The organism is Arthrobacter sp. BL-252-APC-1A, assembly GCF_009696625.1.
In the GTDB taxonomy this organism is placed as follows: domain Bacteria; phylum Actinomycetota; class Actinomycetes; order Actinomycetales; family Micrococcaceae; genus Arthrobacter_B.
Genome location: NZ_VULS01000011.1, coordinates 26,845 through 51,794, shown reverse-complemented (window position 1 = coordinate 51,794; position 24,950 = coordinate 26,845). Strand labels below are relative to the sequence as shown.

General features: G+C 60.0%; 17 protein-coding genes and 2 pseudogenes. 7 read left to right on the top strand and 12 right to left on the bottom strand.

Going from position 1 to position 24,950, the window contains the following annotated elements:
- Nucleotides 1-5: 5 nt before the first annotated feature.
- On the bottom strand, nucleotides 6-1,034 hold the full coding sequence (locus FYJ28_RS15075; protein WP_442778593.1) for a DAK2 domain-containing protein: 1,029 nt from the start codon (nucleotides 1,032-1,034) through the stop codon (nucleotides 6-8).
- A 151-nt stretch (nucleotides 1,035-1,185) separates the two neighbouring features.
- Between FYJ28_RS15075 and FYJ28_RS15070 the strand changes: the two genes are divergently transcribed.
- The 3 genes and pseudogenes from FYJ28_RS15070 (at nucleotide 1,186) to FYJ28_RS17730 (ending at nucleotide 3,702) form a co-directional block, all read left to right on the top strand.
- A complete protein-coding gene (locus FYJ28_RS15070; RefSeq protein ID WP_154579883.1) occupies nucleotides 1,186-1,422 on the top strand; it encodes a hypothetical protein in 237 nt (78 codons plus the stop codon).
- 91 nt (nucleotides 1,423-1,513) lie between these two features.
- A pseudogene (gene wecB, locus FYJ28_RS15065) lies at nucleotides 1,514-2,649 on the top strand (non-hydrolyzing UDP-N-acetylglucosamine 2-epimerase).
- A gap of 54 nt (nucleotides 2,650-2,703) precedes the next feature.
- Nucleotides 2,704-3,702 (top strand): tetratricopeptide repeat protein, encoded by a 999-nt coding sequence (locus tag FYJ28_RS17730; protein ID WP_154579882.1) that lies wholly within the window; start codon nucleotides 2,704-2,706, stop codon nucleotides 3,700-3,702.
- A gap of 241 nt (nucleotides 3,703-3,943) precedes the next feature.
- On the opposite strand, the pseudogene FYJ28_RS17725 reads toward FYJ28_RS17730, so the two are convergent.
- A pseudogene (locus FYJ28_RS17725) lies at nucleotides 3,944-4,384 on the bottom strand (glycosyltransferase family 2 protein); the annotation flags it as partial.
- Between the two features lie 439 nt (nucleotides 4,385-4,823).
- On the opposite strand from FYJ28_RS17725, the gene wecB (FYJ28_RS15045) reads away from it, so the two are divergent.
- The 3 genes from wecB (FYJ28_RS15045) (at nucleotide 4,824) to FYJ28_RS15035 (ending at nucleotide 8,786) form a co-directional block, all read left to right on the top strand.
- Nucleotides 4,824-5,957 (top strand): non-hydrolyzing UDP-N-acetylglucosamine 2-epimerase, encoded by a 1,134-nt coding sequence (gene wecB, locus FYJ28_RS15045; protein WP_326831755.1) that lies wholly within the window; start codon nucleotides 4,824-4,826, stop codon nucleotides 5,955-5,957.
- Nucleotides 5,950-7,596, top strand: a complete 1,647-nt coding sequence (locus tag FYJ28_RS15040) for a DUF6270 domain-containing protein (protein ID WP_268235035.1) — start codon at nucleotides 5,950-5,952, stop codon at nucleotides 7,594-7,596. The genes wecB (FYJ28_RS15045) and FYJ28_RS15040 overlap by 8 nt, the downstream gene beginning before the upstream one ends.
- Before the next feature lie 170 nt (nucleotides 7,597-7,766).
- Complete coding sequence (locus FYJ28_RS15035) at nucleotides 7,767-8,786, top strand: hypothetical protein (protein ID WP_195840695.1); 1,020 nt, start codon at nucleotides 7,767-7,769, stop codon at nucleotides 8,784-8,786.
- 30 nt (nucleotides 8,787-8,816) lie between these two features.
- On the opposite strand, the gene FYJ28_RS15030 is transcribed toward FYJ28_RS15035, so the two are convergent.
- From FYJ28_RS15030 to FYJ28_RS14985, 10 genes are all read right to left on the bottom strand, one after another.
- Nucleotides 8,817-9,896, bottom strand: a complete 1,080-nt coding sequence (locus FYJ28_RS15030) for a hypothetical protein (RefSeq protein ID WP_195840694.1) — start codon at nucleotides 9,894-9,896, stop codon at nucleotides 8,817-8,819.
- A gap of 353 nt (nucleotides 9,897-10,249) precedes the next feature.
- On the bottom strand, nucleotides 10,250-14,587 hold the full coding sequence (locus FYJ28_RS15025) for a glycosyltransferase (RefSeq protein WP_195840693.1): 4,338 nt from the start codon (nucleotides 14,585-14,587) through the stop codon (nucleotides 10,250-10,252).
- 113 nt (nucleotides 14,588-14,700) lie between these two features.
- Nucleotides 14,701-15,948, bottom strand: a complete 1,248-nt coding sequence (wecC, locus tag FYJ28_RS15020; protein WP_154579875.1) for a UDP-N-acetyl-D-mannosamine dehydrogenase — start codon at nucleotides 15,946-15,948, stop codon at nucleotides 14,701-14,703.
- A gap of 7 nt (nucleotides 15,949-15,955) precedes the next feature.
- Complete coding sequence (locus tag FYJ28_RS15015; RefSeq protein WP_154579874.1) at nucleotides 15,956-17,854, bottom strand: glycosyltransferase family protein; 1,899 nt, start codon at nucleotides 17,852-17,854, stop codon at nucleotides 15,956-15,958.
- Nucleotides 17,851-18,741 (bottom strand): ABC transporter ATP-binding protein, encoded by an 891-nt coding sequence (locus tag FYJ28_RS15010; protein WP_154579873.1) that lies wholly within the window; start codon nucleotides 18,739-18,741, stop codon nucleotides 17,851-17,853. The genes FYJ28_RS15015 and FYJ28_RS15010 overlap by 4 nt, the downstream gene beginning before the upstream one ends.
- A complete protein-coding gene (locus FYJ28_RS15005) occupies nucleotides 18,725-19,612 on the bottom strand; it encodes an ABC transporter permease (protein ID WP_229780498.1) in 888 nt (295 codons plus the stop codon). Before FYJ28_RS15005 ends, FYJ28_RS15010 begins: the two co-directional genes overlap by 17 nt.
- Nucleotides 19,609-21,327 (bottom strand): glycosyltransferase family 4 protein, encoded by a 1,719-nt coding sequence (locus FYJ28_RS15000; RefSeq protein ID WP_229780497.1) that lies wholly within the window; start codon nucleotides 21,325-21,327, stop codon nucleotides 19,609-19,611. The genes FYJ28_RS15005 and FYJ28_RS15000 overlap by 4 nt, the downstream gene beginning before the upstream one ends.
- A gap of 23 nt (nucleotides 21,328-21,350) precedes the next feature.
- On the bottom strand, nucleotides 21,351-22,556 hold the full coding sequence (locus FYJ28_RS14995; protein WP_154579871.1) for a glycosyltransferase family 4 protein: 1,206 nt from the start codon (nucleotides 22,554-22,556) through the stop codon (nucleotides 21,351-21,353).
- Between the two features lie 78 nt (nucleotides 22,557-22,634).
- Nucleotides 22,635-23,027: a hypothetical protein gene (locus tag FYJ28_RS14990; RefSeq protein ID WP_154579870.1), complete on the bottom strand. Its 393-nt coding sequence runs from the start codon at nucleotides 23,025-23,027 to the stop codon at nucleotides 22,635-22,637.
- 320 nt (nucleotides 23,028-23,347) lie between these two features.
- The gene (locus FYJ28_RS14985; RefSeq protein WP_229780496.1) at nucleotides 23,348-24,346 is read right to left on the bottom strand and encodes an LCP family protein; all 999 of its coding nucleotides are present in this window, start codon (nucleotides 24,344-24,346) and stop codon (nucleotides 23,348-23,350) included.
- 130 nt (nucleotides 24,347-24,476) lie between these two features.
- On the opposite strand from FYJ28_RS14985, the gene FYJ28_RS14980 reads away from it, so the two are divergent.
- Entirely contained in the window at nucleotides 24,477-24,950 is a 474-nt protein-coding gene (locus FYJ28_RS14980; protein WP_154579869.1) for a DUF3515 domain-containing protein, read from the top strand.

Below are 24,950 nucleotides of genomic sequence, written 5' to 3'. Positions count from 1 at the left end.
GGCCTCTAAGCTTCGCGGGCAAAATCGCCGACGGCGGACTGGCCGCGCGGCGGGACCTGCGGGATTTCGGTGGTCTGGTGTCCGTTGGCCGCAAGTTCAGTGATGGACACGTTGGTGGGTTCCCCCACCGCATGGAGGGCATCCATGGCGGCTCCGGCGTCGGGAGTGTGTACATGGACGCGCCAGCGGTAGCCCTCCCCCACCGGGCTGACTGCGCTCATGATCACCGAGTCGCCAAGTTCGTCCAGCTGCAGCCGCAGGGTGGCAGCATCGAGCGGACTGAGCGTGATGGTGCACATGACTTCCACGCCTTCGAGCTGCGGCTGGGTGCCGTGAATGTGCGGATCCTGCACATCGTACCCGTGCAGGCCGTCCAGCAGTTCGCCCTGCAGTTCTTCTCCCAGGGCTGCGGCCCGCATGGCATCCAGTACCAGCAGGAAGCCGACTCCCCCGGCGTCCACGACGCCGGCGTCGGAGAGGGTTTCCAGCTGTTCCTCGGTGCGTACCACCGCAGCGAGGGCAGACGTCATCATCGCACGGAGGGTCTCCGCCAGTCCGGCGTTGCTGTCGTCGCCGGTCTGTGCCGCTTCAACCTGGGATGCGCCGCGCGCTGCCTCTTCCAGGACGGAAAGCATGGTTCCCGGCACCGGATCACTGAGGACCGACCAGGAGCGCAGCTGCGCCCGTTCCAGCGAGCGGGCAAGCAGCGGTGCGGACAAACGGGTATTTCCCTGGAGCGGTTCGGCCATTGAGGTGAGGAAGACAGACAGGAGGGTACCGGAGTTGCCCTTGGCCTGTTCCATGGCTGCACGGCCTGCTGCGGAGAGCAGTTCACCGATGTCCTGGGTGTCCAGGTCTGCTGCGGCCGCTGAAGCGGCCCGCATGGTCAGATAAAGGTTGGTCCCGGTATCGCCGTCGGCGACGGGGAAGATGTTGATTGCGTTCAGCCGGTCGCTGTGGTTTCCCAGGGACACTTCAGCCTTGCTCAACCATCGCTTCAGCGCCTGCGCGTTGGCGGTGATCTTAGTCTGCAAAGTAATCCCGTTCCGTGCTGCTGCTCATGCTTCTCCTCCGGATTGTCTTCCGTAACGTCGTTGTCCGGAACCGGTTCGGTCAGTACGAAGCCTACCGCAGGGCTCCGACACGGGCCGATAAGCCTGCTGGATTTTATGCAAAGCTGGTCTCATGGGAAAACGGCTACACATGGAAGCTGCCGCCGCTCGCCACATGAGATCGGGGGCCGGGGCCGCAGTACTCGACGAGGCTGCGGCTGCTGCTCCGTTCACGGCTCAGCCTGCTTCCCGTTCCGATCCCCGCGCTGACCGGTCCTACCGGCGCAAGCGCGCCATTGCCTGGACGCTGACGGTTTTGGTGGTGGCTGCCGTTCCAACGCTCATCACCCTCTTGGTGCTGTTCGGCTAAAACCGGGTAGAAACACCTGTAACACCCGCAACGCTGTTCCGTTACTCTCCCGTCCACTACGCTCGCCATCGCAGCCATGTGGGGTACCGCCTTGCCGCTTGTTATGCCCATCTACGGGACACGGCCCGAAGCCATCAAGATGGCTCCCCTTGTCGCGGAACTGCGCCGGTCTCCCGGCCTGGATTGTTTTGTGACCGTGACCGGCCAGCACCGTTCCATGCTGGACCAGGTCAACCGCCTCTTCGGCATCGTCCCCGACCATGACCTGAACATTTTTTCCCCGGCCAGACCCTAAGCGGAATTCTCACCCGCACCATCGACGGTCTGGACAAGCTCTTCAGCGTCAACCAGCCAGATGCCGTCGTTGTCCAGGGCGACACCACCACCTCCACCGCAGCTGCAATTGCTGCCTTCAACCGCCGCATACCGGTGGTGCATCTGGAAGGCGGACTCCGCAGCGGGAACCTTCTTTCGCCGTTTCCGGAAGAGGCCAACCGCAGGATGACCTCGCAAATCGCAAGTCTGCATCTGGCTCCCACAGCTACCAGCAGGGACAACCTGGTCAGGGAGAGTGTCCCCGCCGAGAACATTGTGGTGACAGGCAACACGGTAATTGACGCTCTCCTGGCCACCGTCGGGAAGCAGGCGCCGTTCACTGACCCCGCACTGGAGAAAGTGGCTGTTTCGGGGATGCCTATTCTGCTGGCCACGACCCACCGCAGGGAAAACCAGGGCGGAGCCATGAGGGGAATCGGCAGGGCCCTTGCACGGATTGCGGATGCGGAGCCGGGGCTGGCCGTGGTTGTCCCGCTGCATAAGAATCCAGCGGTACGTGAAGCGCTCCTCCCTGCATTGGAAGGCAAGAGGAACGTCTTTGTGTCTGAACCGCTGGACTACGGAGAATTCTGCCGGCTGATGGCCATATCCCACCTCATTCTCACGGATTCCGGCGGCATTCAGGAAGAAGCGCCCACCCTCGGCATTCCGGTGCTGCTGATGCGTGGGAACACGGAACGCCCGGAAGCTGTTCTTTCCGGCGCAGTCAAGCTGATTGGGACGGACGAGGACCGGATCGTCTCTGAGGTGCAGCACTTGCTGCACGACGGCGCGGCCTACCGTTCCATGGCCGAATTGCCCAACCCGTACGGCGACGGTACCGCTGCCCGGCAGAGCGTTGCGGCAATCCGCCGCCTGCTGGGAAGAACGCATCAGAGACAAGACAACTAGCGAACTCAGTTCGGAACACACTCCATTCCCTGGGGGAATGGGCAAGGGGGAAAATTGATCGGCTGGCAGGTTCCGTTCCGGGCAGCCCGGAAACTAGAGCAGCGGCAAAACTGGCCGGCCGCCGCCCGGATATACCGGGCCATTCTGAGAAACGGTGAAGGGGAAAACCCGCGGGTCAATTTCCAGCTCGGCAATGCACTTTTCAGGGCCAACGATTTGGGTGAAGCCGAACGCTTCCTGTCCCGAGCCGTGGAGCTGAAACCGGGCACGGCCGCCTGGCATTATCGGCTGGGTTTTGTCCTCGAACGGCAGGGCCGGCCGGAACTGGCCATTAGGCACTACCAGTCGGCACTGGAAGTCCAGCCCGAGAATCCCTCATGGCACTACCGCCTCTACAGGTGCCACACCGCGGTGGGAAACAGGCAGGATGCCTATGACCATCTGGCTAAAGCCCTAAACGGCGACCAGGAAAACCCGAAGTACCACGATTTGGTGGCGGCTGAGCTTCGGAGCCGGGGCCCGCGCTGGCAGGAGGCACAGGCACTTGAGCGCGGCCTTCCGTACCACGAGGCCGATCCTTCCTGGCATCTGCGGATGGCGGAAAGCTACGCGTCCCTGAGCCGGCACCGGCAGTCCGCTGAGAGCTACCGCCGGGCCAACGCACTGAAACCGGCGGTCGCCGAGAACCTGTTCAAGGAAGCTGACCAGTGGGAACGCGCAGGCCGGACCAGTGAAGCCTCGGCGGCCTTTTCAGCTGGAGTTGCCTTGAAACCAGACGGCGAGGAATCCCGGTTCGGCCCCGGCGCCTACTATCAGCTCAAAGGCAACTGGGACATGGCCTCCAAGGCCTACGACCTTCGCAAGCGATCCCGGCCGCTGGACGCCGAACTCCACTACCGGGCGGTTTGTTCCGGGTTGAGGGATACTCATCAGAGGCATCTGCTGCCTGTTCCAGATACGGAATTAGGTCCGCACCTGCCACCCGCCGCTGCCAGGCCGCCACGGCAGCCTCCGGCGCTCCTTCGGACAGGAGTTCCCGGACACGTTCGGTGACGAGCAGACGGTCGCGCAGATCCTCGATCAGGTGCTTCTCCTGGGTCAGGGAGGAACCGTCTTCCCGTATTCGCCACGAGTAAACCGAGTCCGCCAGGACGTCGAAGGAAGCTGCCTGCAGATAGGCCCGTGCCGTGGTCTCCTGGTCCTCATAGCGGGTCTGTTCGGGGATGCTGCCCACCTCGCGGTCCCAGAACGGCCGCTGGAACATCTTGTTCCAAAGAAACACGTCATCAATGATCTCCGGGACGTCCCGGAGGGTGACCCGTGTGCGCCGCTCCTGATGCAGCCGGTCCGCGAGCTGCACCGACGTGCGGTGGTTGCCCCGGATACGTCCGTAGGAGCCGACGCAGAAGTCAGATTTAGTCTGTGCCAGGCTGGCGGCCATGCTCTCGTACGCATGGAACGGAACGACGTCGTCCGCGTCAGCAAAGGCGAGCAGTCTTCCGCGGGAAGCCCTGATGCCGATGTTTCTCGCCCCGCCGGGTCCGGCATTGTGGCCGCGAATGAGTTTGATGCGCCGGTCCTAGCGTGCGTAGCCGGCCGCGATGCGGGCACTCGGGTCAGTTGAGCCGTCATCCACCAGAATGATTTCCAGCCGGGAATAGGATTGGCCCACCAGGCTGCGGAGACAGCGGTCCAGATACGGCGCCACGTTGTGGAACGGGACGATGACGCTCACCAGCCCATAGTCGGGTTCCCGGAAGCGGATGCTGAGATGTCTTGCCCGTTTTAGGCGGGCGCGCAGGGCGGGGTGGAGCGAGGAAGCGAGCCACTCCCATAGCTGACCGGTGCGGCCCACTGACCGCATCCTGCTCGACAGCTCCCCCACGCCGCTCCCCCGGTAACCGACGAATTCAGTTCCAGAGACGCCCGTGCGCTTCCACCGAACCCGATCCTCGTTGAGGGCCGAAAATAGGGGAGAAATGGAGTCCCGTAAATAAGTAGTTTGCTTCGGGTTCGCCCGTCTTTTACCCCTGGAGGCCTCCCGCACCAAAGCGGTGTCGCGGCGAGGGTATCACTCACAGAAATCGACGAAGCACAAGAGAAATGTCGGATCAGCTAGAATTGGCGGACACTCAACCAGTCACACTTTATGGGGTACCGCTTTGCCACTCGTTATGCCTATCTACGGAACACGTCCCGAAGCCATCAAAATGGCGCCTATCGTCGCTGCGCTTCAGGACTCAGCATCGCTGGACCACTTCACCGCGGTTACTGGCCAGCACCGCTCCATGCTGGATCAGGTGAACAGCCTGTTCGGGATCGTGCCCGACCACGATCTGAACATTTTCTCGCCCGGTCAGACGCTCAACGGCATCCTGACCAGGACCATCGAGGGGCTCGACAAGCTCTTCAGCGTGAACCGGCCCGACGCCGTAGTTGTGCAGGGCGACACCACCACCTCAACAGCCGGTGCCATCGCTGCGTTCTACCACAGCATCCCCGTGGTCCATGCAGAAGCGGGCCTGCGCAGCGGCGACCTTTTCTCTCCGTTCCCGGAAGAAGCAAACCGCAAAATCACGTCCCAAATCGCCAGCCTTCATTTGGCGCCCACCAGCACCAGCCGCGCAAATCTCCTGAAGGAAAACATCCCTTCAGCGGACATCGTCGTCACAGGAAACACGGTCATCGACGCCCTCTTTATGACCGTTGACAAGAAGGTACCTTTCACGGATCCGGCGCTCGAGGAGCTCGCTGCCAAGGGTGAAAAAATTCTCCTGGTCACCACCCACCGCCGGGAGAACCAGGGCGAGGCGATGCGCGGCGTCGGACGTGCTTTGGCCCGTATTGCCGACGCGGAACCCGACCTGATGATCGTGGTACCGCTCCACAAGAATCCGGTGGTCCGTGCAGCAGTCATGCCTGCGATTGAAGGCAAAAAGAACATCCTTGTGGTTGAGCCGCTGCCTTACGGCGAATTCACCCGCATGCTGTCCATGTCCCATCTGGTCCTCACCGATTCCGGCGGAGTCCAGGAAGAAGCTCCCAGCCTCGGCAAGCCCGTCCTGGTGATGCGCGAAAACACCGAGCGGCCCGAGGCTGTTGTCGCCGGCACCGTGAAGCTGATCGGAACCGACGAGGATCGCATCGTGAGCGAAGTCGACCAGCTGCTCAACGACCAGGCGCACTTCGATTCGATGGCCAACGCTGTTAACCCCTACGGCGACGGCAAGGCGGCAGCCCGGACTGTGGCCGCCATCGAGCAGATGCTGGGAGTTGGGTCGCGGATCGCTGAATTCGGGGATGCCTAAAATCCGGGTTCTGGTTTACGGCAGCGAGGCTGCCGTAAACCTCCTCACTACTTATAGTGACAACGCGGTCCGTGCGGGATACGTAGCTCGCCAGTCGTTGATTAGTGCCATGAACGGTGCCAGCAGCGTTGACCTCACTGCCCTGCCAAGCCTGACCTCTGCAGCTTCACGTGTCTTGATGGATGACGCGCGATCCTCCTTGACCGACGAACTCGTAGAGAAGTCAGGGCAATTGGACTGTGTGCTGTGGGACTTGGCAGATGAACGATTCGGTGTCTACCGGCTCACTGACGGAACCTATCTGACCGCGTCGCCGCACCTAGCCATGACCTCCGTGCGGGGGGCCGAGGTCACCCGTCATGTCAGGTTTGGTACGCGGGAGCACTTAGCGCTGTGGAAAACCGCCGCTGACGAGTTGATAGCCCTGCTGGGGACGCTTGGGTTGGAATCTAGGACGTTCACCTTGAAGCTGCCTCCGGCAACACACTCTCAGAAAGCCCCTGGAACCCGTCAGCGCCTGCACGGGCGTGCCCGCGCCATCGCTTATGCACCCTACTATCGACACCTGCGGCGGCACGGAATTGCGGTTCTCGACGCCAAACCGAAGATGGCGATGACCAAAGGAGCCCGTGGCGAGCCCGCTCCCAGCATCGGGGACCAGCATTATCACGACCTTGCCGCGCAGCTCGCAGCCGCTTTGAAAAGCCGCGGCTCTGAAAACGCCGGGCACTGGAACTGGGATGCCCAGCATCAGGCACCAGTGCTCTGCTGGAGTGATCCTGATCAGTTGGATGTCCGTATTGAGGGACGTACAGAACACGTTATCGTTCCACGGCACGGGGCTGGCGAGAAGTATCCAATACGGTTCCTGGTGCAGAATACAGGCGCCGATACCCTGCTGGTCGTTAGTCACGGCGCACTTGCACGCGCGAAATATGAGGTTCCTCGATTCGAGTTCCTGTCTACATTGCAGTCGAGAAGCGAGAATCTTCTTTTTCTGTCAGACGGGGCGCTGGAGGCCAACCCGGAGCTCGAGCTGGCCTGGTTCACAGGAGATGCGGAAGATGATCTCACAGCGCGCTACAGCTCAACCGTCAGAACGGTGGCAGAGCAGTTGGACGCCAAGAAGATTCTGTTTGTTGGCGGGTCAGGCGGGGGTTTCGCCTCTGTCAACCTCGCGGCCTCCGTCGAAGGATCCCGCGCCCTGGCTTTTAACCCACAAACAGATGTCCGTAAATACTGGGCTAACTCCGTTCTCACGTACCAGCGCACTCTTTTTCCGGAGATGAACTCCCCCGAGGAGCTAAGCCATCTCCAAGAGCGCGTTAGTTTGGTTCACAGAGTCTCCACCAGTGCGCCAGGGACCTATCAGGTAATCTACGTCCAGAACGACGATGATGCATTTCACGTCGAAAGGCATCTCGAGCCTTTTGCCAAACAACTGGGGATGACTCCCACAACGTCTGTCTCAGCGAATGGGAACGTGCAAATCATTGTTGAGCCATTTGCCGTCGGCCACAACATGCCGTACCGAAGTGTTCTCAACCCACTCATTGACTACGCTTTGCAAGATTGGGGAGAAAAACTCAACCCTTGGAACAAGCAGCAATACGAGCGCTTAGTTCTTTCTGCACAATGACGGGAAAACTTCCGGTATGAGCTCCAAGCAGCCCCGGCTATTACTCTGGGCAGACATGATTTTTTTGTGATGCGGAGACGGATCAGGAGATCACAAAATCATATTTGAGCCGCTTTAGCAGAACGCTTGCCTCTATAGGCGAACAATCGCCGCTATCCGACGGCACTGACATGCAGATAGTCATCCACGTCTCTAGGGACAAGAGTGCTTATCTTCCGGCCCTCGAACTGTCAATCAGCCGCATGGACTCCAAGACACGGGCAATCACCCGCATCCATCTTTATGACCACCCGAGCGGCGGATACGACGCTCCCCCTACTTCCCACGTTGACAAACTAAAGAACCCCAATAAACAGCCAGGAAGAAGGGAGTCCCTTTTCGCGTCGGCTTCTAGGTATCTGCGTCTCGATCAATACGATGCCTTGATCCGAGTATCTATGGACGACGACGACCTGCTGCACCCAGATCACTTTGAGCAAATTAATCTAATCGCTCGTAGGGTTCTCTGCAATACCCCGCAGTCAGTCAGCGCCGTCGGCATGTACCGACAGTTTCTGGCCTATGTCCGACCAGAAGGTGTAACACTCGAAAACGTATCATTCAGACGGTGCATACCCGGGAACAAGTTCTTTGTGATTCCCCGCGCTCACTATGAGACGCTCGAAGCCTACAGTCCTTGGGGAATTCCGGAGTTCATTGACCAAGAAGCGGAAGATCTGTTCAGCCAGCGAGGCATAGTCTTAACTTTAGTCCGCAATAATGAGCCAACCTTCGTATATATGAGACGTGGGTCCAACCTGTCGCAGGACAATAAGTCAGCCTATATAGACAACCTCGAGGGGAGACTGCAGTTTCAGGACGAAGATGAATTACATGATTTCGTAGCCAACCAGTCGAATGACCTGACGTACTCGCCGGATCTCGCCCCACTGGCGCGTGAATTCCGCCTGACAGTCAGCCGCTCCCCAGGTGGCAGGGCCGTAGTGGCCGCCAACCTCGAGAAAATGTTCGGCCAAGATGCGATGATCGCCTACTATCTGGTGAAGGGGGCTGAACGGCTTGAGACCCTTTGGTACTCCCGCGAAGAGGTGGTTGTCTTCAAAGATGTTCCCCCTGGCTGCTCCGTCCGGGCGTTCGTCCGTTTGGGGGACGAGATCATCCATAGGAAAGCCGTTCGAATCTGGGGATAAGCAGTTCCCAGCACCCCGAAGATGATCGTTTCAGTTGTCCCGGGGTGTGAGAATCCTCGTATCGAAGGTACGAAGGCCGCCGGAACCATCTGAGGCCCTGCGTGTAACCGTCGCCCAAACGCTCTGTCCGTCCGGAACCTCAGTCCGGAAGTACGTCGGACTGTGCGAGGACATCAGGGGCAAGGCACCTTGTTCGGTCTTGAAAACTGCGGAGACAACCTCACCCGGCGGTACCCAGACCTTAAGCTGGACTTCATTGCCCGCTGCCCCATTCCTCCATTCAAACTGGTAAGGAATGAGAGACCTTCGCCTGGCGGGATCGTCGCCGGAGCGAAGCACGTCGCCCACATAGGGCGAGAATGCCCGGCCAATGTCCTGATGAGTGAGATCTTTAACGACCAGCACGGTGGCATCCAGGTTCTCCCGCTCGGCAAATTCCATGAAGGGGCGGACATGGATCTTAAGATGGCTGTCATTTTCACCAACCAGGATGGAGACTGATGTGTCGCGGCTGGATTCTCCCAGCGATTCAGGGATCAGCCGGTCAAGCCAAGCTACCGACTCTTCGTCATCAGCTCCTGCGACGAACGAGAGGATATTGGGCGCCGCACCCTTGAGGTAGGAACCGGGCAGGTACTGCGGCGCTCCAGCAACAACGCGGCCGGCGCCGAGCCTGAGCCCATGGGCGATTGCGGCCGTCCCTCCTTTGGAGGTCCCCAACATGGTGATATCCATGCGATCCACGCCGAGCTGCCGGGCTGTTTCCGCAATAAACTCCTGCACAGCGTTGAATATCGTCCGGTCCCGGTGATCCGCAAAATAGTACGAGCCCTGGGACCCGAAGTTGTCGAGAATATACAGCCGATAGGCGTCCACGTTCTTTAGGGATGATCGGTAGTTATAGGTGAAGTCGTACGGAGCGCCTATCGCCGAAAATGCTACACATAATTTGGAGCGTCCCGCTCCCGAGACAGGCTCTTCCAGCAGATACGTGAGGTGACGCTCCCCCTGCCATACCGCCCAACCTGAAGCCGGGCTCGAGACACCGCGGGGTACGAGAAGACCTTCCTTGTTTTGAACATGCAGTCTTAGATCGGTGCACGCAGTCAACGTGACCCTTTGCTGCTGCCTCAGAACACGAGATGACCGGTTGCCTGGCCGGTCCCCTGCGAGCGTTGCGGGCCCGTCCGCCTCTATTCGTATTTCGCCAAGGTGTGCCCTTTTCCTGTCCAGGAGGACGAACGAATGGCCGTGCACTTCGACATCATAGGGCTTGGGAATAGTCCAGGAGAGACTGAAGGATCTGCCTTCGGTGGTTGCCCTGACCGTGTAGCCGGCGTCGGTTTGATTCGCACTCCAACCATCATCGGGATTAGACCTCCCGGTTAAAGGACGGGTCAAGATGCGCCGGGCGGCCATTTCCCCGAGTGCCCCAAGTGTTGCCTGCGCGATGCCCCGGACCCTCATGCCTGGTGGTCACCCAAGATGACGCTGGTTAGCGCAGGCAGCACCTTCTTTGAAGACAAGTGCTCGCTGACCCACGAACTCGCCTCAGCACCGTGGCGCTTCCATTCCTCGGTGGTTCTGGTCGCCCTAAGTATGTACGCCGCCATTTCGGGCACGGATGGGAACAGCCACGAGTCGGGGTAGATCTGGTCCGAGCCAGGCCAAGCCAAGCTCACAGGTGCGGCGCCGCTGGCTCCCCCGTCAGCAAGGGTCATATGGAAGGACTCGAATTCGCTGACTGAGAGGACCACACCGATATCGCGGTACCATCGGCTCATGTCAGGGCCATGCCCGTCAAAGGTGACGGCTCCGCGGAGCAAGGCATCGGCTTCGATGCGCTGGTACTGGGACTCGTAATACGCCATTTCGTCGGGCCTTGCACTCATCCAGGTGTAGTCTTCGGGCCGTTTGCCCTTGATGCGGAGCCGGTAACGCGGATCGACGGCACGAAGCGCTGCCAGCAGATCCAGAGCCCTGTCCAAACCTTTCTGGGCCGGCACTATCCCCACTAGGCCCACAGTGAACCGCGCGTCATCATCCTTGGGCACGGCCAATTCCAGTGCCTCCACCGGGTTAGGCAGAACAATCGACTTCGCCAGGGGTATACCCAAATCCCTTACGGCGATGTTCTTCACGTGCTCCCCAACAAAGATGAACTTCTCGACCCGGTCCGTGTTTATCATCTTTGGATAATCAGTGAAAAGTTCTTGGGAATGGAACCGCGACACCAGGCGCTGATGCTCGTGCAGGTTCTTGGAATACCAAACCGCGTTTCCCAGCGTCCACTCTGTGAATACAACATCAGCCTTGGACAGCTTTTGTTTGCTGAGCTCCTCATCATGCTGATTGTGCCCCTGCCACGAATCCAGGATTACCGTATGTCCCTCGGACTCAAGGGACCGGACGATACCGCTGGTGAACTTCAGGTCATGACCGGCTATGAGAATGGTCGTGTGTGGTCGCTGCCTGACGGAAACCCGCGGTTGCGCAGCAGGGAGTGTATCTATCGCCGGATACCGGCGAAATACTACCTTCCCGTTTATCCGGTCCACTCCATGAACCGTTGATGACAGCTTGGGGGAACCCTCAGGAGCGGTTCCATAGCGCAACAGGCCTTCGCCGACACCGCTGCCGTTTTCGGCGGAAATCCCGATCTCAGACCATTCGCCGAAAGTTGTCGCCGTCAGAAGATCTTCGAAAACTGTTCTGTCCGTTCCCTCCCCCGGCATCTCGCCTATCCATCGGATACCCTGGCGTTCGAGCATTGCGGGGGTCGCTTCCGACTCCGCAAGGAAGTCCAGGCCGCTTACTTGCAGCGTGTAGTGGTCAGGGGTGATTACCGCTGTCGGCCTAACTGTCTGATCAGCCAAAAGCCGCAGCGCTTCCATACTCGGCTCATTGAGCCGTACCGCATACCGCGGCGGTTCCGGTGCGCGGACCACCATACCGGCGCAGCGAAGCATATAGGCCAGGCGATGGGCAGCGGTGTGCCCTCGATGGATTAGCCGGTAACCAAGCCAGGCGTCACGCAGTCTCACTGTTTCGTTCTTCATCCAGCGGCTGAGGACAGCGTGTGCTTCCTCCGAATTGGCGACGGTTTGGACCAGACCGGCCATGACGTTCGTGACGCCTTCGCCTTTTCCACTGAGGACAACGGAACCCGAAGCGGCAATCTCCGCGACCCGACGGGAGAACATTGTCGGAGAGGCGTCCACGGAATTGACGTTCACGTGGACCGGGTGTGCCTTGTATGCCTTTACCATTTCCAGATAAGGCAGCCCTCCTCGAACAAACGGTCCCAGACTGGACGGAAAGCGATAGGGGCTGTCTTCGTTGAGATGCTGTCGATCATAGATGGCCAGCCCAAACGGCTTGGCTGCTGACAGGATTGCTGCCAGCTCCGCGGAGCGAGCTGGGTACCGATCGCCATAATACGAACCGGCATAGGCGACAGTGTGTTCGTACGGGTAGTCGGTGGGGAGAGGGCTGTGGAGTTTTGGCTGGGCGTAGAACGGAAGCGAAGCAACCGTTCGGTTGCGGCTGCTGGACTCGGCGTACCGTGCGATGCATCCAGAGTCTGTGGTGAACACATGGTCGAAGATTTCGGCCGTCCGCTTGAACCGGTTGAAGTGGACGGGATCTTCCTTGTTCCAGAAGATCGTTGGGATGGACTGCTCGTTACAGAAGGCGATTATCCCGCGGAGGTCGCTGAAGCGCTCCTCATCGTAGTAGCCGACCTTCTGCTTCCACTTCCCGTCTACCCCTTCCCAGGCAGATTCAACAAGCAGCACGTCAATTGGGCTTTGCGTGAGCTGGTCCCGCCAGGCACCGGGCAGCAGTTCGGTCAGCTGCACTTCGGGGCGGAGTCCCTCAGTGGTAAAGGAGTCGGCTATGACCCCGACGGAGATCTGCTTCAGGTCTCTTTGATCGGGCAGCGCAGGCTGTTCGCCATGAAGAAGCGGTAAGAGCGAATCACTCATGGTCCGGGCTATGTCGCCCCACTGGCGTGACCGGACGACCCAAAGCCTCGCTCGTTTCCCCAGTTCCTCGCGAAGAGCCTTGTTAGTCAGAAGCTTGGCAAGCTGATCGGCCAGCGATACCGGGTTAGCCGGCTCAGCCAGCAACGCCCGCCCCTGGTCCGCGCCCGCGAACTCACGGAGGGGTGCAAGGTCGGTCAGCACCATGGCTTTCCCTGCGGCCATGGCTTCCAATGGTTTCAAGGGTGAAACCAGTTCGGTAACCGGAAGACGAAGACGGGGACACGGCATGACGTCGAAAACGCTTACGTAATCAGGTACTTTGGTGGCCTCAACCCTGCCCGTGAAGGTAACTCTGTCACCCAGTCCCAGACTGTCAGTGCGGGCCACGAGGTGCGGCAATTCTGGCCCGTCTCCCACGATGACTGCATGGAAATCAATGCCCCGGTCCCGAAGCAGGGCAACCGCGCCCAATAGATCAGAGAGTCCTTCGTAATGGACCAAACTCCCTGCATATCCAATGACCGGAACACCGGTTGGCAGACCAAGGTCGAGGCGGAGTTTGTCCGACGCCGGCATCGGAGTAAACCGGTCAGTGTCCACGCCATTTGGCAACAGCTGGATTTTTTCCCGTTCGACCCCACGGCGAACCAGCTCTTCCCGGACCTGCTCCGTGATCGCAAAGACAATGTCAGCGTTGGACGCTACGAGGGTCTCTAGCCTCTTTGCCAACTGGAAACGTTCGGACTTTTCCCAGCCCGGTTTCTCGGAGGCCTCAGTGATTTCCCACAGCCCGCGTACCTCATAGGAGAACGGCAGACCAAGGCGACGGGCTGCCAGCAACGCCGGCAGCGCTGTTACATGGTTCGAAGCCGAGTGAATAGCGGCGACTCTTGCCCGCTGGGCTTCCCGCACGTATACGTCAGCAGCTTCCAGCCAATAACGGTCCAGCGGCTGGTTGCTCCAGGAAGGTCCAGGGGTGAAAACGTGCTCCACCCCAAGGACTTCCCTCGTAAAACGCTTCACAGGCGGTTTTGGTTGGTCCACCGGTACGTCCCAGGGGTAGCCGGGACGGGCAACCACCCGAACATCGACACCCTGCTTCAGGAAACCCTGGACGAGCTCAGCAGTTCTCGTCGAATAACCGTTGCTGTTGAAGTGCCCGGTGCTGTGGGCACAGTACATGACCCGCCCACGTTCAACCAGGTATCCGGCGTTGGGCTGCCTGGGAGCGATGTTCGGCCCGCTGTGCCACAACCACTCCTGGCCGAGAACCGCTTCGGTTGTCCTCCGCCCACGAGCATCCAGTGATTCGAGAGCATCCGCATGCTCGCGAATAAGCGCAGCTGGTGCCTGAATCTCTCCGAGAACATAGTAGTAATGTGCGACAGCACGGAGGATATTGGCCGCGGATGGTTCCTTCCGCACATCGGACAGCAACTCCTCCAGCCGGATTTCCCGCCCCATGCGCTGCTCACCCAAGCCTTCCGGATCGGAAGATCCCGGCGCTTGTGCCAGTGTTCGCCGTTCCTCAGTTTGTGGGGCGGAGTGCGTGAGAGACCGAACCGGTGCAGCCGGGCGGACCTTCCGGATCGGCGCAAGCATCGCCTTTCCGAGACGCAGACTCGCAGATCGGCGCAGCTTGGTCAGCTCGGTCTTCAGCCGCTGGACCTCGCTTCTGGCAGTTTGCAGTTCGGAACGCAGCTGATCCGATTCGGCACGTAGCTCGAGGAACTCCCGTTGTAGCGCGCGGAGCGCCAAAGCGTCCTCCTGGCCGCGTGCAACCGTCTCTTCGTACAGAGCCAAGAGGCCATCCATATCCGAGGGGTACTTCTGGCGCCGGGCCAACGCGGCAGCTGAGAAGGACTGCTGTTCATCTGCGTACTTCATTCTGTCCTAATGCTGGAGCTCGATCCGTTACCGCTGGTTGGCTAGCGCCATACTCCACGCGTATCAATGACCTTCTTGCCGGCCAGAAGATCCCTGTCCAGTTCCTTGAATGCCGTGTGGTCGACAAGAAGAAGGACCACATCTGCCTGCTCGATGGCATCCTTCGTGGCGGTTAGAGAGACGTTGCTGCGACCCGTGAGGGCTCGGGGCAAATCTTCCACATGAGGCTCCACTACGGAGAAGCGGACCTCGGGGAGCTGCTCACTCAGCGATGCAACAATTGAAATAGCAGGAGACTCACGCAAGTCATCAATGTCTGCTTTGAACGCCAAACCCAAGGCAGCCACCGTTGCGTTTGTGCGGCCGGCGACCAATTCCTTGACCTTATTGATTACCCACTCCGGCTTGGCATCGTTCGTTTCGCGGGCCTGGCGAATGAGTTTGGCGTCCTCGGGAGCCGCCGCGACGATAAACCAGGGATCAACTGCAATGCAGTGGCCGCCGACGCCGGGGCCGGGCTGCAGAATGTTCACCCGCGGATGGTGGTTGGCGAGTTCGATGAGCTCCCAGACGTCGATCCCCAAGCGGGAGCTGATGACCGACAGTTCGTTGGCGAAGGCAATATTCACGTCGCGGTAGGAGTTTTCCACCAATTTCGCCATTTCAGCGGTCTTGGCATCCGTGACGTGCATTTCCCCTTCGCAAAAAACGCTGTAGAGGTCGCGTGCCATTTCTGCAGCCTCGCGGGTGAGTCCACCAACAATCCGGTCGTTGGAGACAAGCTCGATCATGACCCGGCCGGGCAGCACACGCTCGGGACAATGTGCAACGTGGAGCACAGGCTGTCCTGATTGGGTGTCCAGCGACAGGTCAGGGCGGAGCTCAACGAGGTAGTCGCCAAGGTGCTGCGTAGCGCCGGGAGGAGAGGTCGACTCCAGAATGACCAGCTCATCCCCCGTCAGCTGGGGAGCGATGCTCCGCGCTGCTGCCTCTATATATGAGAGGTCGGCGGTCCGGTCAGCGTTGAACGGAGTCGGAACAGCGACGATGTAGGCGTCGGCCACTGGTGTGTCCGTTGTGGCTTTGAGAGTACCGGCTGACACAGCCTTGGACACTGCTTCGCCCAAGTCGGGCTCGACAAACGGAACCTCTCCCCGGTTGATGGCTTCGACTGAGGATTCCTTGACGTCAACGCCGATGACGTTAAGTCCTTTGCCCGCCAGTACGGCCGCCGTAGGCAAGCCGATATAACCCAGGCCAATAACGGCTACGCTCTTGAATTCTTTCATGATTCCCCTAAAGTGTTACGTGTTCTTCGGGCGAGCCGAAGAACTGTATATCTCCCGATGTCAGGAGTTCTGCATCGGAAACCTTCCACGCGTGGTTTACGCTTCCACGAAACTGGAAATAATTGTATTTGTCGGCGGAGTATATGGTCCCTCCGCGTGCAATGACGTCGTTAAGGAACGTACTATCCTCACCGGTGCGGAGACTCTGGAATGGAATGTCGCCAAACACGTCCTTCCGTGCAGTGATTGTGGGGCCCATCACCATGTTAGTAAACCTGTGCTCGCGCTCCGCAAATCGAAGCAGCGCTGCGTTTCGTTCCGCGAGATACATATAGTGGGCCTGTTTCCCCACTACGTCAGCCCGTGAGTACCCGAGTGCGTTAATCAGGTCGAGCAAATAGTTCGGCCCGTAGTAATCGTCGTCATCCATCTTCGACAGGACATCGCCGCTTGCCGCTTTGACACAGTGGTTCAGGCACTCGCCCAACGACAGATCCTCACTTTGGTGAAGGAGGACGAGGTTGGGGACGGAGTATTCCTCCTGCCACTGCGCGATCTTCTCTTGCCGAACATCAAAACCGTGCGTAAGCAACACCAGCTCAGCGGCTGGTCCCACTAATCCGCCAACGGTCCTGAAAACGTGTTCCAGCTGGTGGGGCCGGTTGGAGGACACAAGCAGGGACACACTGGGTAACCGGACTGCCTGGGCTTTTTCCGGCACGGCGAGGCGAAGAACTGTCTCCGCCCGATGGGCATACGTGTGCTCTGCCCAAATCCGCCGCTGCGCCAGATGCAGTTGTCTGGCGGACAACTCGGGATTACGCATCAGGGCGCTTAGGGTTTGGGCAGCTTCCACGCGGTCGGACACGATGAATTGTTCATCGTTTTCCCACAGCTGGGTCAGTGCCGCACTTGGAGTACTGACCACACTGGTACCCGACGCAGTGATTTCAAAGATCCTCCGAGCACACATGCTCGGAGAGTCCACCACGGAGTTGACATTGAGGAACGCCTTATAGGCCTTGTAGGCCGTAAGCATGCGGTCATAGGGCAGGCTCCCGACCACCCGCCCATCGTACGGAGCTGGAAACTTATAGTTGTCGTCTGCCTCAGCATGCCGGGAGAATAACTCCAGGCCAATTGGCAACTGCGCGCTGATCTGATCCGCTGCTCCGAGGAGGACGTCCATCTGTTCGCGCCGCTGAGGATATTTGTGGGCAAAGTACATACCGGCAAAAGCGATATCACGCAGGTGCCACCCATAACGCGGCCGAACTGGATTGTGGATGACGGGCTGGGCGGCGAACTGGAGAACAGCTACCCGGTCGTGGCCGAGGTCCCTCCGGTATAAAGCCAGCCGGTTCGAATCACTGGTGAAGACGTGATCGAACAGCTTTGCTGTTTCCAGGAAATCGTCGTAGTGCGGAGGGTCCTCTTTATTCCAAAACACGGTAGGGATATCGCGGCTGCGGCAGTCCTCAACCAAGGCGCGGAGGTTTGCAGATGGCCCTTTGGAGCCCGTCAGCTGGTGCTTCCACTCACCCTTGTTTCCGGACCAGGCCGACTCTACAAAGAGCAGATCAGGCTGCTTGACAGCAATCTGATCCGCCCACCCGTCTCTGGACAGTACCGTCTGGTGCCACTCGTAGCCGAAGGCCATGAGGGAAAAATCGTCCAGGATCACGGCAGCCGAAACCCCGGTCCTGGGTTCAGGGGTGTCCACGACCATCGGGTTGAATGAAATGCGGCGACGGCGGCCGGTCTGGAACGCGAGGGCACCATCAGCCGACCCCCGGTAAATCCCGCGTTCAGCCCTGTCGCGCCGGATCTTAGTTTGCAATCCGCTCAAGCCGGACTTCCGAAGATGCCAAAGTGAACGGCGAAGCTCAGCAATATTCGTGCTCATGCGCCCACAGACTTCCGGCGTCCGGGCTGCAGCGGCTCAACGGAGACTGTTTCGAGTGTGTTCTGCATTCGACGCCGGATCTTCGCGGCGGCAAAGCGATCCCCTCCCGCGAGCTCCTTCGTGTATTTTCGGTACCAGCCAAGCGCAGTTTCTGTGTCGCCGTCGAAGAGCAGATCTCCTTTGTCGATCCAGATGACCCGCGTACACAAGTCCTGGATGGTTTTCAAACTGTGGCTCACAAGGAAAACGCATCCTGCCTGCTCCCGGAGCTGGTCCATCCTCTGCTTGGTCCGTCCCCGGAACTCGTCATCACCCGTGTTAAGGGCCTCATCGATAATGAGAATCTCGGGATCGATGGCAGCTGCGATGGCGAAACGCAGGCGTGACGACATCCCTGACGAATAGGATCTCATTGGCAGGTTGATGGAGCTGCCCAGACCCGCGAGTTCCATGATGGCCTCGTGCCGATCCTCGATCTGCGCCCTGGTCAGTCCCATTGCCAGACAACCCAGGATCACGTTATGCGCCCCCGAGAGGTCAGGAACAAGCGCTGCTGAAACTCCAAGCATGATGGGAGTCGACGAGGCATAGACGGCGCCGCCGGTGGGCTGAATCTTGCCGCAGATTAGGTTCATGAGCGTACTTTTGCCTGAGCCGTTTAGCCCTATAACGCCGATCGCTTCACCGTGGTAGGCGACCAAGGACAGCTCTTTGAGCGCCTCAATTTGAACCGTGGACTCCTTGCCGGCGATTTTGCGCATAACCCGCCCAAGGACATTTCCCGGGGACGGGCGTTTCTCGTCCGAATTGACCGTATAGGTCATTGAAGCCCTGTCTATCACCACCGCAGGTGTTTGTGGCGGGAACAAATCAGTCGTCTCGGCCATAGCTTTCCTCTCCCTTCCAGAAAGCGAGCATGCCTACAACGACGGTGCCTAGGGCCCAAGCTCCCAGTCCTGCCCAGCTCTGCCATCCAGGCGTTTGGGCGTACAGCACGCTGCTGCGGACAATGTCTAGGACGAGATACAACGGATTGGCTTCCACGATCGCCTTGATGATCGGCACGCTGTTGTACCGGTCAATCGAGAACATGACGCAGGAGGCGAACATCCAGAACCGCATGGCGAAGGAAATTACGTGGACAACGTCGTTTATTCTCGCCACGAGAGGTGCCAGCAGGAGCCCCGCGCCCAGGTTGAAGAGGAGCTGGAGTCCAACTGCCGGCACGAGAAGCAGCCACCGCCAGGTGATTTCCTCCGCAGGCCCGATGACCAGCACCATCAACAGCATCGTGATGACTACCGGGATGTTGGCAAGTAGTTCACGAATATTGACTGCGACCGCCAGCGTTGCCCGCGGGAAGTTGAACGCCTGAATAACATTGCGGTTGGAAGGGATGACGCGCGCACCGCCGACAATGGCCCTAGAGCTCATTTGAAAGAGAAAGACGCCGATGATCAAGTAACCAATGAAATTCTCGATGCCGCGGTTGGCACCCAAAAGAAACCCAAAAATGAGAAGGTAACCAATGCCGTTGAGTAGCGGATCCAGCAGCAACCAGGCGCTCCCCAACCGATCCCTTTTGTTACCGCTCTGGACCCGCGCCCGTGCGTCGTAGACCATAAAGTGGCGGTAGTTCCACAGTGAAATCAAATAGTCGATCAAGCCCGGTTTTGCACCGACTCTGGTGAGTGTCCTCAAATCCACCCTCACGGGCACAGTCTTGGCGCCCATTTCGACCTTGGTTTCCTGGCTCATGAGCGGGATTCCAATTCCATGTACCTCTTTACCGTTGTCTCGGCCAGCGATGACCAGGTTCGTGTGGCGACCGCGTGCTGACGTCCTGCATTTCCCATCAATGTCCTGACTGCATCGTCTTGGAGGACTTCACGCAGAATACTGGCAAGGCTCGCGGGGTCCTCCGGAGGCGCTGGACGTCCGTCAACTCCGGCCCTCACGACTTCGTGAAGCGCCGGAAGATCGCTGAAGACCACGGGACGTGCCGATGCCAGCGCTTCGATAGGTTTCAGAGGAGTAACAGCCCGCGTCACTGGCAGATCTTTTCGCGGGACCACGAAAACATCCATCGCCTGATGGTACAGATGGGCTTTCTCCCTCGGCACGCGGCCAGTAAAGATGACCTGTTCCGCGATTCCAAGTCCGGAGGCCAGCCGTTTCAGGCCGGGTGCAGCGGCTCCATCACCCACAATCAAGCATGTGGCTTGAGGGACCTGAGGTGCCAGGACAGCGAAGGCACGCAGTAGATCATCCAGACCTTCGTACTCGACCAGGCTGCTGACCGTCCCGATGAACTGCCTTCTTACGGGCAGCCCGAGGCGTTCGCGGGCAGCGGCCGGATCGAGTGGTTCAGCAAGATAGTCTTCACCGACGGCGTTCGGCAGGAGAAAGATGTTTTCCTGCGGTACCCCTGCGGCGACAACACCGCTCTGCATAGCCTGCCCGAGCGTTGCCACCGCTCCGGCAGCACGCATAGTCTCCGCTTCGCGGGCAATGAACTTTCGGTAACGTTCACTCCGCCGGGCTTCCTCGCCCCGTGCTGACGCCCATGTATCAGCCAACTGCCCACGCACCTCGTAGACCCACGGAATGTCCAGCGCTTCGGCAACCGCCTGCGTCACGAGTCCATTCACGAAGTGGGTGGTGGTGTGCAGCACTGCGGGCTTCACATCCAGTGCCAGCCGCAGCACCGCCTCCGCCTGGAGCTGCAACCGGGCCGCCATGCCGTTGGGCAGCCTGCCTGGCAGCAGCCGGTGGTAAGTTACTCCGTCGAGTTCCTCAACGTCAGGCGCCCAGAGATGGCCCACCTGAACCGGGTATCCGAGCCGGGTGACTGCATGAACCTTCCAGCCGCGCTGATGCTGCGCGTGAAGCAGTGACTGCGACCGCTGGGCATATCCGCTGCCGGTTGCCGGCAGCGAGTTCGTGAGCAGATGCAGGACTGTTTTCGGCTCTGAACTGAACCCCTGGACTCTGGGAAGTACCGGGGCCCAACCATCAAAAACACTCAGTTCGCTCGCGAGACGGGATCGGAGACGGCGCTCGGAGCGCGTTCCGGTTCCCTGGTCCAGGACCGAAAGTGCGACCGACATGTCGCCTTGGTACCAGCAGAGCCTCGCTTGGGCTGCCGCCCAGCCGTGAGTCCGTGCAGGGGTCTCAGCCAGGATCTTCTCTGCGAGTTCGGGCAGACCGGCGGCTAACGCAACGTCTGCGAGACGCACGGCTGAACGAGGCGAAGGCCCCGTTGCTGCTACCTCAGCCAGCCGCGCTTCGACATCGTCCTTCCGTCCACGGATCAGATCTGCCATTGCCGGCAGGAAGACACCCGGCGCTGCCGCGGCAGCCGCCGCTATCGGCCGCACCGAGCGAGCCGGCAGACGCCGCGAGAGCTGCAGCGCAAGCACGGTCGGGTCATCTCCAAGGTGTTCGACAACCGTGGATGCGGCGAGCGACAAGTTCTTCAAAATTCTGGTGGGGTTCATTTGGTGCTGCGGTTCCCCGAGACAACGGAGGTGAGGAGCTCAACATAAGCCCGGCCCAAGCTCTCGACATTGGCGTTGGCCTCCACCCAGTCCCGGCCGGACGACCCTGTGAGCAGCCGACTGCGGTCCTGAGCAAGTTCTTTCCAGAGTGCAGCGATCTCAGCTGGGTCGGACCGCACGATGTCTCCAGCCTTCGACTCTTCAATGATCTCCCGGGCTTCTCCCAGCACGATTCCTGTGACGTGCCGTCCGACAGCCAGCACCTCGTAGGTCTTGGAAGGGATCGTGGTCTCAAAGGACTTCCAGTCATCCCGCAGTGAGATGACACAGGTATCCGCCCTGCGGTAATAGCTCATAACTGCTTCTATGCCTCGGGCCGGTTCGTGGAATTCGACTGGCGCCCCCAGCGCTTCAGCGAGTGCCTTTAGCTTTCGACGGTGCACACCCTGTCCGACCATTGTCAGCCGGACGGCGTCGCCTGCCTGCGCAGCCGCCGTGATGACTGTCTCCAGCCGCTGGCTTTCGCCGTGATTGCCCAGATAAAGCACTTCCAGGCGGTCCGCTTCCGCGGGAGGCGGCGGCAGCAGTTCCCTGCTCGCGGTGTCGATGCCGTTGCTGATGGTTGCCACGTTCTTCAGTCCGCGGTCCCGCAGTGTCTGGGCAAAACCATAGGTCACGGTGACAATGAGTTCGGCTCGCTGCTGGATGGCAACGATCGCTCTTTCAGCAAGGCTTTTGGCGCCGCCCTGCACCAGCCGGGCGTCCCGGGCAATGTCCGGCCAGGCATCCCGCATATCGGCAACAAAGGGAACGCCCCGCAGCCGTGCCACAGCAAAGCCAGCGCCGAGGATGGGCAGTGAAGGTACGGTGGCAATCACGACATCGGGTTTAGGTCCCACGAGCGCTGCGAGCACGCTGCAGGTGGCCGAAAAGCACTGGTCGGCGAACCTCCCCAAGCGGGTGGTCCGGTGGTAAAGGTACGGGGCCCGGCGAATGGTCTCGCCGTGGCGTCCCTTGTCCGTGCGAAACGCACGGCCCGCTTCCTTCCTCGGAAGGGTCCGCCGCCCGGATGAATGCGCAACAGGGGCGACGACTTCTACGTCCCATCCAAGTTCCCGGAACGTGCGGATGAGCTGGGTCCAGCGGCGTTGCGGCGGGCTGTTCTCCGGTAAGTATGAATGCGTCAGCAGCTGTGCGCGCATGTGGTGGTCCCCCCAGAATCTGGAGGCGCCGAACGCAGCCCCCTCAAAACAGAGGTAAGTCTACCTAACGTTTTGACCCTATTCGGTTTTGCCCAGACCAGGAGTGCCCTTTTGCAGCTTTATGTAATAAAGAACACCTGCGCCAGCCAGCAGCAGGAACACCAGCGTCCGGGTCAGCCAGTGGGTGCTCCAGTTCGTTTCGGAGGCGGAACTGGCCCGGTCAGCAGCGGCGACGGATTCCGAGGGACTTGCGGACGGGGACGGCGAAGCGGACTTCGTGGACGAAGGGGAAGCCTTCGCCGACGGTGCGGCGGCCACTTCCGCGGACTCGGTGGGCGATGGGCTCGGTGCGTCCTCGTCCGGCATGGGATCGAAGATATTGCGGACAGTATTTGATACCGGATCCCACCGCAGGTCGGTGTAGAGACCGGTGCTGGCATCGATCAGGTTGTTGGTTCCGGGTTCGATCAAATACCCGGTTCCGGGATGGACGGCGTACCCGCTGAAGGGATTTCGCTGGACGGTTGTCTGCGTCGGCCCAGGAGCAGGCTCAGTTACCGCCGGCTGCTCGGGCGGCGGTAACACCGGATCAGGGCTAGGCTCTGTGTCCTCATTCGGAGGCGGTGTTTCTGTTTGCGGGGGAGGAGTCTGCCCGGTGTCCGGTGCCGGCGATTCAACCACTGGAAGGTCTGGTTCCTCCGCGTACGCCGGAACCGCACCCAACCCAGCGATGAGTACGGCCGCTAACGCGGCTCTGCGCAGGCGTCGGCTCCTGGAGCTGCTCATCCTAGTTATTCTCCATTCAGACCGGCGGCGTACTGAGCCACAGTATCGGTTTTCAGCGCCTCGGCAAGTCCCGCGGCCGCGGTTTCATCGGGCAATACGATTGACTGCCCATCCGCAGAGGTACCCACTCCAGCGTTGGGGAGGGTGAACATCTCGATGTCGCCGGAGCGCACGCTGCGCAGTTCCAACGCCAGCGTTCCTACCCGGAGGCCGGTCAGCTCCTCGTCGACGCTCAGATACGGCGAGATGGACGCAATCGCTCCGTGCAGCTTGACGGGGTCTGCCAGGGTCTCAGTGGAGATGAGCTTCGACAGAAGCCCGTGCAGGAAAGCCTGCTGGTTCCGCACCCGTTGGTAATCCCCGTCCGCAAAAGCATAGCGTTCACGGACGTACTCGAGCGCCGGCTCCCCCTCCACCGTTACCGCCCCCGCCGGAAAGTACGCTGCGCCTTCTCCTGTCGCTTGGAAAGCGACAGGGTTCTGAATGCTCACCCCGCCCAGCGCGGTGGTGAGGTCCTTGAACCCCTCAAAGTCGATGACGGCGGCATGGTCGATCGGAACTCCAAACATGTGCTGGACGGTATCTACAACCAATGGGACCCCGCCGAGGGCCATGGCGGCGTTGATTTTGTGCTCGCCGTGGCCCGGAATGGTGGTCCAGGTATCCCGCATGATGGAAACGGCGTAGATACCCCGCCGGTCGCCCGGAATGTGCAGCAGCATCAGGGCATCCGATCTGGCTGCTGCCCCGGGTTCCCTGCTGTCACTGCCGAGGACCAGGATGTTCACAGTGTCTTCGGCTTTCGCGGTTTTGGGCGGAGCATTGCCGCTCGAGAGCGGGATAGTTGACGCGCCTGAGTCGAAAGTGCGCGCCAGGCTGTACAGATAGCCGCCGGCGGCCAAGCCTGCGATCAGGACGACTGTGGCCATAACCAAGACCGTCTTGAGCACTGGACGGCGCTTCCGCTCGGCGTTCTCTTGGTTCTCCGAAAAGAGATCTGTCAAGGCTTTCCTCTCATTCCGGCCCCGTGCTGAGAAGTTTACTAGGACATCCTTCCGTTCCCGTACAACCTCTCCCCCGCTATCCACGGCCGCTGATTCCGTGGGCACCTACCCCTCCGGATACCCTTGAAACATGAAATTCTTCCCGGCAGCCGTTTCCGCCGGCACCCTGGTCCTCGCCGCAGTCTTGACCGGCTGCATTCCTGCAGCTGATGTGGAAGCCGCACCTGATGCCGCTAACCCGGATTGTGCCCCCGTGATGGTGGCGCTGCCGGAAAACCTCGCAGGTGCAGACCAGCGCGAGACCACCAGCCAGGCTACTTCCGCCTGGGGCAGTCCTGCGGAAATCATTGTGCGCTGCGGTGTCCCGGTTCCCGGACCAACCACGGATGCCTGCGCAACGGTAAACGGTGTGGATTGGGTACTGCGTGAAGAGGGCAACCTCTGGACGGCCACGACCTATGGCCGTGACCCTGCCGTAGAAGTCCTGATCGACACCGAAAAGGTGGCGTCCTCCACTGTGCTCGTGGAACTCGAAAACGCCGTGTCGCGGATAGACCAGACCCGCGAGTGTGTAAGCACCAACGACGTCGACCTGCCGGGCTAA

Excerpts from the sequence above, each read along its gene's own strand:
- FYJ28_RS15025 (WP_195840693.1), bottom strand. The coding sequence starts at position 14,587 with ATGGATGGCCTCTTGGCTCTGTACGAAGAGACGGTTGCACGCGGCCAG.
- FYJ28_RS15015 (WP_154579874.1), bottom strand. The coding sequence starts at position 17,854 with ATGAGCACGAATATTGCTGAGCTTCGCCGTTCACTTTGGCATCTTCGG.
- FYJ28_RS15035 (WP_195840695.1), top strand. The coding sequence starts at position 7,767 with ATGCAGATAGTCATCCACGTCTCTAGGGACAAGAGTGCTTATCTTCCG.
- FYJ28_RS14995 (WP_154579871.1), bottom strand. The coding sequence starts at position 22,556 with ATGCGCGCACAGCTGCTGACGCATTCATACTTACCGGAGAACAGCCCG.
- FYJ28_RS15010 (WP_154579873.1), bottom strand. The coding sequence starts at position 18,741 with ATGGCCGAGACGACTGATTTGTTCCCGCCACAAACACCTGCGGTGGTG.
- wecC (WP_154579875.1), bottom strand. The coding sequence starts at position 15,948 with ATGAAAGAATTCAAGAGCGTAGCCGTTATTGGCCTGGGTTATATCGGC.
- FYJ28_RS15040 (WP_268235035.1), top strand. The coding sequence starts at position 5,950 with ATGCCTAAAATCCGGGTTCTGGTTTACGGCAGCGAGGCTGCCGTAAAC.
- FYJ28_RS14980 (WP_154579869.1), top strand. The coding sequence starts at position 24,477 with ATGAAATTCTTCCCGGCAGCCGTTTCCGCCGGCACCCTGGTCCTCGCC.
- wecB (WP_326831755.1), top strand. The coding sequence starts at position 4,824 with ATGCCTATCTACGGAACACGTCCCGAAGCCATCAAAATGGCGCCTATC.
- FYJ28_RS15005 (WP_229780498.1), bottom strand. The coding sequence starts at position 19,612 with ATGAGCCAGGAAACCAAGGTCGAAATGGGCGCCAAGACTGTGCCCGTG.
- FYJ28_RS15070 (WP_154579883.1), top strand. The coding sequence starts at position 1,186 with ATGGGAAAACGGCTACACATGGAAGCTGCCGCCGCTCGCCACATGAGA.